This is a genomic window from Acinetobacter sp., from assembly GCF_036666595.1.
Lineage (GTDB): Bacteria > Pseudomonadota > Gammaproteobacteria > Pseudomonadales > Moraxellaceae > Acinetobacter.
The window spans coordinates 182,055-195,601 of record NZ_JAVWVO010000001.1 but is presented as its reverse complement, the minus strand read 5'-3'; the positions used below and the strand labels follow the sequence as shown (position 1 = coordinate 195,601).

The window sequence follows — 13,547 nt, the reverse complement described above, 5'->3', positions numbered from 1 at the left end:
TATTAAAGGTACAGTTTATGTCTGCAAATCTTCCAAAGGCGGGTTTTACGCTTGCCAAAATTGCTGTAGGTGGTGCTGTTTTAGTCGGGTTAGGCATGGCAACCATGGCTTATGCCCAGAGCAAACCCTTAGCCGTGGTGGATAAGGTTGAATTAGACCGTTATTTGGGTGTTTGGTACGAAATTGCACGTAAGCCCATGTACTTCCAAAATAAATGCGGAAGTAATGTCTCGGCTACTTATACCCTGAATGAAAATGGCAATGTGATAGTAGATAACCGCTGTTATGCTCAAGATGGTAAGCTGATGCAGTCTATAGGTGAAGCATTTGTACAAAACCCACCTTTTAATAGTAAGTTGAAAGTGAGTTTTTTACCTGAGGCGGTGCGTTGGTTACCTGTGGCACGCGGAGATTATTGGATTTTAAAAATTGATGATGACTATCAAACGGTTTTAGTGGGGGAGCCACGACGTAAATATATGTGGGTGCTTTCTCGTTCGCCACAACCAGACCAAAAGGTCATTAATGAATACTTAGAATATGCAAAGTCAGTGGGTTATGACTTGAATGATTTGATTCATACCAAACAATTGCAAAAATAAAATCTATTAAGCCTTGAAAGCCATGCTGAAGCATGGCTTTTTTAGTTTCATATACGTATTTTAAAACTTGAATAATAAAGCTTTATACAGTCGAACGCTTTATAATCGGAACCTGGTAAAAAATCGCGTAAATCAATGTGGAGTGAAGGATGTATAAAGGTGTTGCACTATCGGTTTTAGCATCCGTCACTTTTGGGGTTTTGTATTTTTATACCTTTTTTTTAAAGCCTTTGGATAGTGAACAAACTTTTGCTTGGCGTATGCTCTCGACTTTACCCTTTTTAACCGCATTCATGTGGTGGAGTGGTGATTTAAAACTCATTTCGGAGTTGTTTAAGCGTATCTTTAAACAACCTTGGATGTTTGCTTGGTTATTGTTTAGTTCGGTTTTATGTACCACGCAGTTGTGGCTATTTTTATGGGGGCCCATGAATGGTCGCGGCCTACAGGTGTCGCTCGGCTATTTTTTACTGCCTTTGGTCATGGTGTTGGTTGGTTGCATCCTTTACAAGGAAAAACTATCCCGCTGGCAAATGGCTGCGGTAGCCCTTGCTGTGCTTGGGGTAGGACATGAAATTTGGCGTATTGGTAGCATGGCATGGGAAACGGTTTATATCGCTTTGGCTTATCCTTTGTATTTCTTCCTGCGTCGTGTTTGTAAGACGGATCATTTGGGTGGCTTCTGGTGGGATCTGTTTTTAATTTTACCTGTCGCTTTCTATTTGGGCTTTGTGCATAGTGATAGCTTGGCTTTGATACAACAGTTTCCACATCTGATTTTGGCGGTCATTGGACTGGGTTTCTTAAGTGCGATGGGACTCGGAAGTTATATACTTGCGAGTCGTTATTTACCTTTTGTGATCTTTGGTTTGCTGAGTTATTTGGAGCCTGTTTTACTGGCGGGAGCATCAGTTGCCATGGGAGAGCGTATAGAGGCAGGTGAGTGGTTTACCTATATTCCAATTTGGTTCGCAGTCTTATTGCTCATTATTGAAGGTGTGTTGCATTTATATAAACAACAACAAAATAAAAAACAGCTCGAACGAAATATTGAGCATTTTGAAAAACAGCAACATTCAGACTAATTTGATGATGTTCGGAGCTGTCATTGCGCTAGAATTTGGGCGATAAGCAAGTTTCTTATATGTTTATTGCCCTTTAAGAATAGTTGACTGTTTGATAAAACATCATTTGCGTAACTGTTTATTTTTTATCTAAAAAAATATTTTTTTAATTTTTATACTGCAAAATCATAAGACTAAATGCAATCATTTCTTAAATTAATAATGGATATACGACAAAAAACATCATGCATTTACAGCTTTCGATTCAAACTTGGCGCTAAATCCTTTACAATTGTTGGGTTTTAAAATTTACGCTTAGATTAAATTAATTAGAGGACGTATCTGTGAGCAAAGAGACTATCATCGCCCTACACGCAGAACACCAAGGTCGCTGGAAAAACCGTGAAGAAATCGCGGAACAAATGATCGCTTTGATCGGTCAGCTTTACCGTGAAAAAAATATTGTGGTTTCAGTGTTTGGACGTTCTTTAGTTAACCGTTCAGTTATCCAAATTTTAAAAGCGCACCGTTTCACTCGTATGATGGACGTTGAGCTTTCAGTTGTACACACGTTCCCAATTCTTGAAGCGTTGGCTAAAATTGAAAATATCGGTACTGCTGAAATTGATCTAGGCAAATTAGCCGTTGCGTTTAAAGAGCAAGGTGGCGATGTTGATGCATTTGTTGCAGCAGCTGTTAAATCTGTAGAAGGTCGTGCGACTTCAGTAGAAGGTCGTGACGTTGTCCTTTACGGTTTTGGTCGTATCGGCCGTATCCTTGCACGTTTAATGATTGGTCAGTCTGGTCTTGGCCGTGGTTTGAACCTAAAAGCGATTGTGGTTCGTAAGTCATCTGATGGTGATTTGGAAAAACGTGCGTCTTTATTACGCCGTGACTCAATCCATGGTCCATTCTCTGGTACGATTTCTGTTGATGAAGAAAACGAAGCAATCATTGCAAACGGTCAATTCATCAAAGTGATTTATGCGTCGAACCCAACTGAAGTTGATTATACCGATTATGGTATTAGTAATGCATTAGTGATCGACAACACGGGTAAATGGCGTGATGCTGAAGGTCTTGCGCAACACCTTAAGTGCCCAGGCGCTGCACGTGTGATCTTGACTGCACCAGGTAAAGGCGACATGAAGAACGTGGTGTTTGGTGTGAACCAAGCAGACATTCTTGATGAAGATACCATTATCTCTGCTGCAAGCTGTACAACCAACGCAATTACACCAACACTTAAAGTTTTGCATGACAAATACACAGTGTTGAATGGTCACGTTGAAACAGTTCACTCGTTCACAAACGATCAAAACTTAATCGACAACTACCATAAAGCAGACCGTCGTGGTCGTGCTGCAACGTTGAACATGGTGATTACTGAAACAGGTGCGGCTAAAGCGGTTGCTAAAGCACTTCCAGCACTTCAAGGTAAACTGACAGGTAACTCTGTACGTGTTCCAACACCAAACGTTTCACTTGCGATTTTGAACTTAACTTTAGATAAAGAAGTTGATCGTGATGAAGTGAACGAATACATTCGTAAAATTTCAATCAGCTCTAGCCTTCAAGGTCAGATCGGTTATACCAACTCGACTGAAGTTGTATCATCTGACTTTATCGGTTCACGTACAGCAGGTGTATTTGACGCGCAAGCAACAATCACTTCGGGCAACCGTTTAACTGCTTATGTTTGGTACGATAACGAAGTTGGCTATAGCTGCCAAGTTTTACGTATTGCAGAGCAAATGGGCGGCGTAAGCTATCCAAAAATTCCAGCTGAAACAAATGCATAATTTGTAATAGTTACTAAAAAGAGCCTCAATTGAGGCTCTTTTTTTTGCGTTGTTGTTGTGGATGAGGCTGATCAGATGCATTGGGGTGACATAAGTATTGGCTTGGGTGGTAAGAGTTGCCAATGTTTAATCCCTAGTAATTTACTTAGAATAATTAGAATACTGTGTAGAATAGGGTGATAAAAATTATAGAGTCTGGTTGGTATACCGCCCTCAATGACTTTCTAGGCTGACAAAAGGATGATATTTGTCAGATAAAAAGAAAATAAAACAAAAGGAATTTGAATTTGCAAGTGAAGCATGTGCTAAGTGGATTGGCATTCATTGTGTTGGCATCTGTATGCGGTGTACTTATCGCTATTTGGACGTTTAAACACTTTAATATTTATATTCCCTTAGAAAATCAAAAAGTCAGTATTGATCTGCAAGAACCTTTACAAGCTGAGGTTAAAATTCATGATGCCTTAGATGTAGATGTCACAGGGCGCGTCAATGCAGAAATTCCAATTCGTGAAAACCTGAATATTCCCCTGACCCAAACGCTGACTCCACGGGTATATTTTGATAATCAGGTTCCGATTAAAACCACCATTCCAGTGCGTGAAACCTTGAAAATTAATCAGAATATGCCTGTAGATACCAAGGTACAGGTGAAAGTCATGGGACGAGATGTGACTTTACCTTTAAAAGGAAATATTCCCATTCAGTTGGATGTGCCGATTCATATTGATGTGCCACTTGAACAGCAAGTACACCTCAAATTTGATGCACCTGTGAAAACCGTACTGAAAGAAAACCTACATATTCCAGTCAATACAGTGGTTAAGACCAATATTCCAATACAGGGACATTTAAACGTTCCAATTAAAACGGCATTGAAAGCTTCGGTGGATGTGCAAAATACATTACCAATTGAAATCAAGCAGGGTGAGTTGAAAATTCCACTCAATAGCTTGCAATTACTGCGTGAAAAACCTCTACCTCAAGAACACGTGAAGCCATAGGAGGGAGTATGTGGATATTCCAGTCTGCGAAGCGGCTTATACTGAGTTTTGTGTGCGTTGTAATTTTAGTGAGTGCGCTGTTTTGGTTGTACCTGAATATTCAAGCCAGTATGCAAGTGTCTGCGAGTGAAGCCCAAATTCAACTATCAGACTCCTTACCGACAAAAATCCAAGTGGGTAATTATTTAGAAACCCAATCCGTTGGGACTTTAGATACGCAACTGAAAATCGATCAGAAAATCAACCTGCCTTTGACAGGGAAATATTTGGCAAATTTAGAGTTTGAAGTAGAAGTACCCGTTTCAGTATCTGTTGATTATCAAACCGAGGTGCTCATTGATCAAAATATGCCGTTGGAGACAACTACAGACCTAATTTATCAAAATAAACTATTACCTAAGTTCCCACTCACTTTAGATATTCCGATTAAGCTGGCTGTGCCATTTCATTTAAAGCAGGACTATCAGATCCCAATCAAAATTATGTTTAATGGTTTGGTCTATTTTGAGTTTGATGAGCAAGTACGACTGCATGTGTTGCATCAGTTTGCACCACAGTTAAATTTGAATGACCCAATAACTATGCGCAAAATAGCAAGCTTCAATGCGACCATGTACAACATAGAGCGAAGTACGACGGCGAACTTGGAGATGAATATGACACTACCCGTGAAGAACATTCATCCATAAAAAACACCACCAATCATTGGTGGTGTTTGAATGTGAAAATTAAATGAGTGGCTTAAAGTGCGGCTTTGATTGCATTTTGAATGCTGGTGGTGTTACGTCCAATCAATTGTTCTAGGTCTTTACGGTCACTATACATCGCGCCTTGAATGCTTTGGGTATCTGCATCAACGATTACATCAACTAAGCCAGCAGGTAGGCCTGCTTGAGTTAAGCCTTGCGTGTATTCTTCTGCACTTAGGTTCTGATAAATAATGTCTTTATTTGCCGCTTGGCCAATTAAAGTTGCAAGGTCTGAGAGTCTAAAACTTTCTGAACCTGCTAGCTCATAGGTTTTATTCTCATGGCCCGTTGAGGTTAAGACTTTCGCTGCAGCTTCAGCATAATCTATACGCGATGCTGAGCTAATTCGACCGTCTTGAGCTGCGCCAAAAAGCGTCCCAATTTCAATGGTATGAGCAACACCTGCAAGGTAGTTTTCGCTATACCAGTTATTTCTTAAGAAGGTATAAGTGATTCCACTGTCTTGAATTAGTTTTTCGGTTTCACGGTGTTCTTGGGCTAAGCCGAGTGGGGAGGTATCTGCACGAAGTAAGCTGGTATAAGCAAGATAAGGTATGCCGGCTACTTTCGCAGCATCAATCACTGCTTGGTGTTGAGGTGTACGGCGACCAATTTCATTGGCTGAAATCAATAATAACTTATTTACTCCTGATAGAGCAGGAATTAATGTTTCAGGGCGGTCATAATCAAACTCACGTAGCTCAATACCTTGGACTTTGAAATGTTCAGCTTTATCGATGTTACGAACTAGCGCAACAATATTCTGGGCAGTAGTCAGCTGCAAAAGTTGCTCTATAACGAGGTTGCCAAGTTGTCCTGTTGCGCCTGTGATTGCAATTTTCATAATTCACCTATGTTGGTTGTTTTCTATACTTGATGGTTGTATCTTAATCTGTTAACTTACTAAATGTAAGTACGTACCAAAAAGTAAGTAATAAACCAAATGGAGAGAAATGATGCACACCTATGCGACAAGCAAATTGTTAGGTCAAGTTTTATCCACGGAGTGTCCGTCTCGTGAAATTTTGGAGCATCTTACGAGTAAATGGTCGGTACTGGTGTTGCGCTGTTTAAGTGATGGCGTACATCGTTTTAGTGAACTCAAGCAGCGTATAGAAGGGGTGAGTGAGAAAATGCTTTCTCAGACGCTTAAAACTCTTGAGCATGATGGCTTTATTCTACGGACGGTCTATCCTGTGGTGCCGCCCAAAGTAGAGTACCAATTGACGATCTTGGGTTCTCAAGCCGCTGAGAAAACCATGTATTTGATTGGTTGGATTGAAAAAAGTTTGCCTGAAATTCTAGAAAGCAAGGAGCGAGTAGCAGCTTTAAAATAAAAGATGACAAGTAATGTGGATTGGTTGTGATAATCCTTAATTGCATTTTAAGAGTGAATTCCTCAGGCGTGCGGAGGTGGTTTAGATTTGATTAGAATTTCAGGCTGTGAAAAAGTCTTGTTATCAAGCAATTTACTCTTTTAGCGCGCTATTTTGATGTGAAAATCCTTTTTGAAAGTAAAAGTTGATTAGGATTGAATAAAATGAGTCGAAGAGTGATCTAACGACTAAATGGTCAGCACATTTAAATTAAAAAATGAATAAAATCAGGTGAAAAGTGTCGAAAAGTTAGATTTTGGTATTTTTGTGACTAAATTTCATGTTTCGCTGAATAATTCTATTCGAGAAATTTTGTAAAATATGGCAGAATATGCGGTTTTAAAGTATTTAGAGGATTGGCAGCATGCGCTTTGTTGATGAAGCAGTCATTACCGTAGAGGCTGGCGACGGTGGCAATGGCGTAGCCAGTTTTCGCCGTGAAAAATTCGTACCTTTTGGTGGTCCAGACGGTGGTGATGGTGGTCGTGGTGGTAGCGTATTTATCGAAGCTGATGATAATACCAGTACCCTTGTAGACTTCCGTTATACTCGCCGCTTCCGTGCGGAGCGAGCTAAAAATGGTCGTGGCGCGAACTGCGCAGGCCGTGGTGGTGAAGACACCGTATTAAAGGTTCCTGTAGGTACAACGATTGTTGACACTGACTCGGGTGACATTATTGGCGACTTGGTTGAAAGTGGTCAGCGTGTGCTTGTTGCAGCGGGTGGTGATGGTGGTTTGGGTAATACTCACTTTAAATCATCGACGAACCGTTCGCCACGTAAGTGTACCCATGGTTTTAAAGGTGAATTCCGTGAAATTCGTTTAGAGCTAAAAGTACTGGCCGATGTTGGCTTACTGGGTATGCCAAACGCAGGTAAATCGACGTTTATTCGTGCCGTATCAGCAGCAAAACCTAAGGTTGCAGACTATCCATTTACTACGATGGTTCCAAACCTTGGTGTGGTTGATGCAGACAGTCACCGTTCATTTGTAATGGCTGATATTCCTGGCTTGATCGAAGGGGCTTCTGAAGGTGCGGGTCTTGGTATTCGTTTCTTAAAGCACTTGGCGCGTACGCGTATTTTGCTTCACATTGTGGATGTTCAGCCAATTGATGGTTCTGATCCTGCATACAATGCAAAAGCGATCTTGGGTGAATTAGAGAAGTTCTCTCCGACACTTTCAAAGTTACCTATCGTTCTAGTGTTAAACAAAGTTGACCAACTTTCAGACGATACGCGTGACGAATGGTGTCAGCATATCTTAGATGAAATGCAGTGGGATGGCCCAGTATTTAAAACTTCAGGTTTGATGTCTGAAGGGACAAAACCAGTTGTGTATTATCTGATGGATCAAATTGAGCAACAACGTGAACGTGAGCTTGAAGATCCTGATTATGCAGCAGAAGTGAAAGCATTCCGTGAGCAGCTTGAAGCTGAAACACGCGAACAAACGATTGCCGCTAAAGAAGCATATCGTGAAATGCGTCGTCAACAACGTCTTGCAGGCCTGTTGGCTGATGATGATGAAGACGATGATGAAGATGACGGCGAAATGGAAGTGTTTTACGTACGTTAAGCTCGTAATGAGTAACTGAGGACAAGATGATAGAAGTGGTAGATGGGCAACGTAAGCTCGAAGCTTGTAAACGAATCGTTGTTAAAATCGGATCATCTTTACTCACAGCAAATGGGCAAGGTCTAGATATAGATGCAATTTCGCATTGGGCGAAACAAATTGCAGATCTACACAATGCAGGACATGAGATTATTCTGGTGTCGTCAGGAGCTGTGGCTGAAGGTATGGTTCGTATGAAGCTAGACAGCCGACCCACCGATCTACCCAGTCTTCAGGCGTGTGCTGCCATTGGTCAAATGGGGCTTATTCATACGTGGTCAAGTGTGCTTGAAAAACATCACATTCAGACTGCGCAAGTGTTATTAACTCATGATGACTTGGCAGACCGTCGTCGTTACTTGAACTCATGTGATGCTTTACAGAACTTGATTGAATGGCATGTCATTCCTGTGATCAACGAGAATGACACAGTTTCGACCGATGAAATTCGCTTTGGTGACAATGACACGCTGGCCGCAATGGTTGCAGGTCAAGTCCATGCTGATTTGTTAATTATTTTGACAGACCAGCAGGGTATGTTCGACTCAGACCCACGTTCAAATCCAGATGCAAAACTGTTCCATACTGTGCGTGCTCTAGATGAGAGTTTGTTTGATATGGCTGGCGGTGGCGGTAAGTTTGGTCGTGGTGGTATGTTGACCAAAGTCCGTGCTGCACGCTTAGCTGCAAAGTCTGGCTGTCCAACGCTGATTGCCAGTGGTGAAAGCGACAATGTGCTGGCACGTTTGATGGATGGTGAAATGCTTGGGACATTGTTTATTACTGACAATGACCGCATTACGGCTCATCAACAGTGGTTGGCGGCTCACTTACAAACTGCTGGTCGTTTGGTGTTGGATGATGGTGCTGTTAAAGCCATAAAAGATAATCATCGTAGTTTGCTTCCAGTTGGTGTGAAAGCTGTGGAAGGGCATTTTGAACGCGGTGACGTGGTTGAATGTGTTGATATCCAAGGTGGCCGTGTTGCGGTCGGACGTGTCAACTTTAGTTCGCGTTCTGCGGAGCTGGTAAAGGGCTTGGCGTCAGATAAAGTTCACCAAGTTCTAGGTGAAGCACGTTCACTTGAGATGATCCATCGCAACCACATGGCGATCTACTAATTTAAACGCATTAAAAAATCCCGCTTTCGAGCGGGATTTTTTTGTTTTGGAACGAAAGTTATTTGATATAGCCTTTTTGAATGAGGGGCTTAAATAAGTAAAAGTGAATGGTGAGTGCCCCTTGCATGATTTTCTCTTTATAGAGATTCCAAAGCTTTAATCCAAAGAAGTTTAAGGCAAAAGCCAATAGAAATGCGCCGAGCATATCTAAAGGAAAATGCACACCAAGATAGACACGTGACCATGCAACCAGCCAAGCCATAATCAAGAGAAAAATTCCCAGTTTACGCTGCGCAGAGAATAGATAAGAAAAGGCGATACTGCTAAAAATCAGCATATGGTCACTAGGGAAAGAGCCATTGGGTGCATGGTAAATGAGAGTGCGTCCGACCTCCATGACGAAAGGCCGTGGGTGATAATACACATGAGAAATACATTGGCTGATCAAAATGGCGATACTGGTAAAAATAAACGCCTTCAATATCTGCTTTTTAGTGTCATAGTTACCACGTAGCCAAAACCAAGCAAACAGTAAAATCATGCAATAGAGCAGGTCATTGGCGATGAATATGGCAAAATGAATACTTGTATTACTAGCTTCAGGGGAAGCATTAATCCATGAAAAAAGCGATAAATTAAGTTCTGAAAGAGTCATGAAAGTGGATTGTGTTTATAAAGTACGGAAGAGAGTCATAATTTTGTCATATTGTTAAAATAAAAAAGACCACAAAAATGTAGTCTTTTTTAACAGTTCAATATGGTTGAACGAATTGGTTTGCAGTTTTAGAAATCAAATGACGTTTGAAGGTAGAAGGTACGTGGTTGCCCTACATATTTTCCGCCTGTGGAGTCAGTAGAACGTGTGAAATATTGTTTATCAAACACGTTTTTAACGCCACCCGCAATTTTTAAACCGTGGAGTTGCTCACCAAAGTCATAGGCTGTACGCACCGCAAAGGTAGAGTAACCTGGAATATCACCTAATTTTCCATCAACTGATTCGTCAGTTTGATAGGTATCACTCGAACCTGGAGAATGCTGCTTAGATTGGGCAAACATATCTGCATTGACGCTCCATTGATTCACTTTATAGGCTAAACCAACATTTGCAGTGTGGCGGGAGTAGAAAGGAAGGTCTTTGTCTTCAAAGTCGCCTGCTTCAGCTACAGCTTTGGTGAAGGTGTAGTTGCTATAGAGTTTTAAGCCCTTAAGTGCATCAGTCAAAGCGCCAAAGTCATAAGCTAGACCAAGTTCTACACCTTTGTGACTGGTTGCGCCTAAGTCTGTCCAAATGCCATTATTCTGAGCATCACGTTCTAAAATTAACTCTTTTTTGAAGTCTAAATAAAACGCGGTTAATTCTGCATTTAGACCATTGCCCAAATACTTCGTCCCAATTTCATAGTTATTGGACTTTTCAGGATGTAAGCCATCCGTTGTGCTTTGTGCAACACCACCTTCTAAACGTGCCAATTGGTTATATTGCTGTGGGCCGAATGAAACGCCCGCATTGGCAAAAATTTTCCAATTGTCTGTCGCTTTATACATAACCGATAGGCTTGGTAAAAACTCATCTGAATCAATTTTTGGTGAAACGGTATTAACTGCTACGCCTTGGTTATAAGCAGTAAAATTGTTATGCGTTTCAATCGATTCAAAACGTAGTCCCGGTGTGATGACCCAGTTCTCTAAATCGAAGCGGTTATCTGCATAAATCGCATGTGCTTTAGTGCCACCTTCACTCGTGGTACGTGCTTTAATTTCGGTCACAGGTGCATTCAATGCATATGTCGATGAGCGACCTGAGAACTCAGAACTATCTTCATCTAAATAACGATAGCCGATAGTAAATTCGCTATTTGAGTTACCTAATTGGTATGCACGAGACCAGCGCGGTTCAATGGCAAAAACTTTGTAGTCGCGTGGAGAGGTGTCCATACGCGAAGTCGTTGCACTAACATCTGTCTCTAAGTCGCTCGTGCGAAATGAGTCAATATAATAGGTCAGCAATTCAAAGTTATTTTTTTCATCTTGATGTGTATAGCGGAATGACACATCTGAGCGGCGACCAGAGAAATAATTACGTGACTTATTTGACTGATAAGGGTTTTGTGCATATTTTTCGGCAGTTAAGCCTTCAGGCATTTCACCACGACCTTCGTAATGATGTAAATTCAGCGCGACTGCATCAGTATCTGTAATTTGATAGGCCGTTTTTAACATGACATCATCAATGTCAGTTTTATTATTGGCTTCGCGGTAGCCATCACCTTTTGTACCCGAATATAGTAGGGCAAGACCTAGACCATTATCTAAGGTTCCGCCTACAAATAGGTTTGGGCTATATTTAACTTGATCTGTACCCGAAGCATATTCGGTCGTTAGGCTGACATTACCTGCAAACTCTTGAGGAATAGTGCGAGTTGCAAAGTTAATGATACCGCCTACGTTCTGCGGCCCAAAACGTACAGAGCCTGCACCACGAACCACATCTACAGATTCAATATTGCCTAATGATACCGGTGCTAGAGAAAGCTGAGGCTGTCCATAAGGCGCAAATGATAGAGGAACACCATCAAGCAATACTGTAGAGCGAGGAGATAAACGAGAGGCTAAACCACGGACCCCAATATTGAGTGAAACATCACTGCCACCAGTACCATTATTTTCTTGGACTTGAACACCAGGCACTTGCTTCAGGGCATCTTTAATTGAAGTCGCAGCAACTTCATCTAAGCGATTGCGATTAATAATCGTACGAGCGCCTGCATGCTTTTGCACTTTCTCTGCATTGGCATCTTCTAACCAGTTGCCTTGTGCTTCAAGTTTGATGGTCGGAAGCACATTATTGCTCGTTGCTTCAGTGAGTTCTTCTGCTTGTGCATAGGTCAAGCAGCTCATAGAAAGTCCAATCGCAATACTGAGTTTTTTGGTTTTGAATAATCTGCGATCCTGCAGATGAAGACGTGATGAAATCATTCTTTTGTGCGCAATCCATAATAAAGAACGCGGCTATCATATGCTGAACTTTGCTGAAATCAAATAATAACCATTATCAATTATTGCAATTAAAACGCTAAAATTAATAGGCGAATTAAAGTTTTATTGAGCGAGCACACAATAAAAAGCCATGTTTAACATGGCTTTTTAGATGAATTTGAATGAAATCTGTTATTTAAGTTGAACAGTACCATTTGCATTCACAGTGATTTTAGATTCACCGCCTGCAACATCTTGCATTGGCGCATCAGCTGCTGCAAATTTTGCACTTTCTGCACGCATCATGACTGGGCGAGGGTAGTAGTTGCTGGTATTAATGTTTAAGTTAACCAAGTTATAACCTGACTTACTCCATGCTTGTGCTAATGATTGCGCACGCTGTTGAAAGTTTTTCGATGCTTCAACAATCAGCTCATTTTCCACTTTCTTACGTTGTGTGTCGGACACACTAAAGCCAATTGACTGGGTTTGGAAGTTTTGCTGTAGCTCACCAATCAATTGGCTCGCTGCTTTAAAATCGGTACTTTCTAAATTAATTTCAGCACGACCACGCCATTCTTTTAACTTTTGGTTGTCATCGTTGTAAATTGGGTAGGTGGTTTGAGAACCTGTTTCGACTTTTACGCTTGGATATTTACGTGCTAAAGCTGTAGCTTGATTCATGAGCTGCGTAATTTGTGTTGCGAGTTCGGCAGGTTGTTTGTTACTCCGTTCAATATAAAGCGTTGCATTCATTAAATCGTTGGATACTTGGCGTGTTGCCTCGGCCTGAACATTGACAATATTGTAGTTTAATTGGTTCTCAGACTGAGCAAAAACTGCTGAGCTAAATAAAGCACTAAGAGCGATTGCTGGGATGAAGAATTGACGCATTTTTATTCCTTTTTTATTTAGGAGGAGTTTTGCAACATTTGTAAAAAGCTTAAAGCCAATTTGTGGTGAATTTGCGAAAATATTGTGGTTCGATTGTAAAAAAAGGTACAAAATATTTTTCATAAAAACCTAAATAAAATTATTTATTTCAAAAACTTATTTTTTGACCAGGGTGAGTATTTTGAAATTTTGTGGTGAAGTTGAAAAATAAATAAATTCATCGTCTTTTCTTTACGTTGTCACACTATAAGAGGATAATTTAAGCTATGGTTTGGCATGATATATTTTTTTAGTAAATTTCTGACAGATAATGTCCAAAAGCTGTTTATTTTATTGAA

12 protein-coding genes are annotated in these 13,547 nt (G+C 40.8%); 8 read left to right on the top strand and 4 right to left on the bottom strand.

The annotated features are described in order from the left end of the window. Positions 1–17: 17 nt before the first annotated feature. The 5 genes from RR876_RS00940 (at position 18) to RR876_RS00920 (ending at position 5,161) form a co-directional block, all read left to right on the top strand. Complete coding sequence (locus RR876_RS00940) at positions 18–602, top strand: lipocalin family protein (protein ID WP_332477026.1); 585 nt, start codon at positions 18–20, stop codon at positions 600–602. A 149-nt stretch (positions 603–751) separates the two neighbouring features. After that, positions 752–1,687, top strand: coding sequence for an EamA family transporter RarD (gene rarD, locus RR876_RS00935; RefSeq protein WP_201703722.1), 936 nt, complete (start codon positions 752–754; stop codon positions 1,685–1,687). A gap of 323 nt (positions 1,688–2,010) precedes the next feature. Continuing rightward, on the top strand, positions 2,011–3,468 hold the full coding sequence (locus RR876_RS00930; protein WP_004980374.1) for a glyceraldehyde-3-phosphate dehydrogenase: 1,458 nt from the start codon (positions 2,011–2,013) through the stop codon (positions 3,466–3,468). 287 nt (positions 3,469–3,755) lie between these two features. Continuing rightward, complete coding sequence (locus RR876_RS00925; RefSeq protein WP_332477027.1) at positions 3,756–4,472, top strand: MFS transporter; 717 nt, start codon at positions 3,756–3,758, stop codon at positions 4,470–4,472. 8 nt (positions 4,473–4,480) lie between these two features. Further along, positions 4,481–5,161 carry a hypothetical protein gene (locus RR876_RS00920; RefSeq protein WP_332477028.1) on the top strand — a complete coding sequence of 227 codons (681 nt, stop codon included), beginning with the start codon at positions 4,481–4,483 and terminating at the stop codon, positions 5,159–5,161. Between the two features lie 52 nt (positions 5,162–5,213). Here RR876_RS00920 and RR876_RS00915 read toward each other — a convergent pair whose 3' ends face one another. Then, entirely contained in the window at positions 5,214–6,065 is an 852-nt protein-coding gene (locus RR876_RS00915; RefSeq protein ID WP_332477029.1) for an SDR family oxidoreductase, read from the bottom strand. Positions 6,066–6,177: 112 nt separating this feature from the next. On the opposite strand from RR876_RS00915, the gene RR876_RS00910 reads away from it, so the two are divergent. From RR876_RS00910 to proB, 3 genes are all read left to right on the top strand, one after another. Then, complete coding sequence (locus RR876_RS00910) at positions 6,178–6,558, top strand: helix-turn-helix domain-containing protein (RefSeq protein WP_004980366.1); 381 nt, start codon at positions 6,178–6,180, stop codon at positions 6,556–6,558. Positions 6,559–6,961: 403 nt separating this feature from the next. Further along, the gene (cgtA, locus tag RR876_RS00905) at positions 6,962–8,176 is read left to right on the top strand and encodes an Obg family GTPase CgtA (RefSeq protein WP_332477030.1); all 1,215 of its coding nucleotides are present in this window, start codon (positions 6,962–6,964) and stop codon (positions 8,174–8,176) included. Between the two features lie 26 nt (positions 8,177–8,202). Further along, complete coding sequence (proB, locus tag RR876_RS00900; RefSeq protein ID WP_005399671.1) at positions 8,203–9,336, top strand: glutamate 5-kinase; 1,134 nt, start codon at positions 8,203–8,205, stop codon at positions 9,334–9,336. A 58-nt stretch (positions 9,337–9,394) separates the two neighbouring features. On the opposite strand, the gene RR876_RS00895 is transcribed toward proB, so the two are convergent. The 3 genes from RR876_RS00895 to RR876_RS00885 all read right to left on the bottom strand — a co-directional run bounded on the left by RR876_RS00895 (position 9,395) and on the right by RR876_RS00885 (position 13,209). Further along, positions 9,395–9,991 (bottom strand): phosphatase PAP2 family protein, encoded by a 597-nt coding sequence (locus RR876_RS00895; RefSeq protein ID WP_332477031.1) that lies wholly within the window; start codon positions 9,989–9,991, stop codon positions 9,395–9,397. Between the two features lie 128 nt (positions 9,992–10,119). Then, entirely contained in the window at positions 10,120–12,315 is a 2,196-nt protein-coding gene (locus tag RR876_RS00890) for a TonB-dependent siderophore receptor (protein ID WP_332477032.1), read from the bottom strand. 192 nt (positions 12,316–12,507) lie between these two features. Beyond that, positions 12,508–13,209, bottom strand: coding sequence for an SIMPL domain-containing protein (locus tag RR876_RS00885; protein ID WP_004693610.1), 702 nt, complete (start codon positions 13,207–13,209; stop codon positions 12,508–12,510). Positions 13,210–13,547 lie beyond the last annotated feature (338 nt).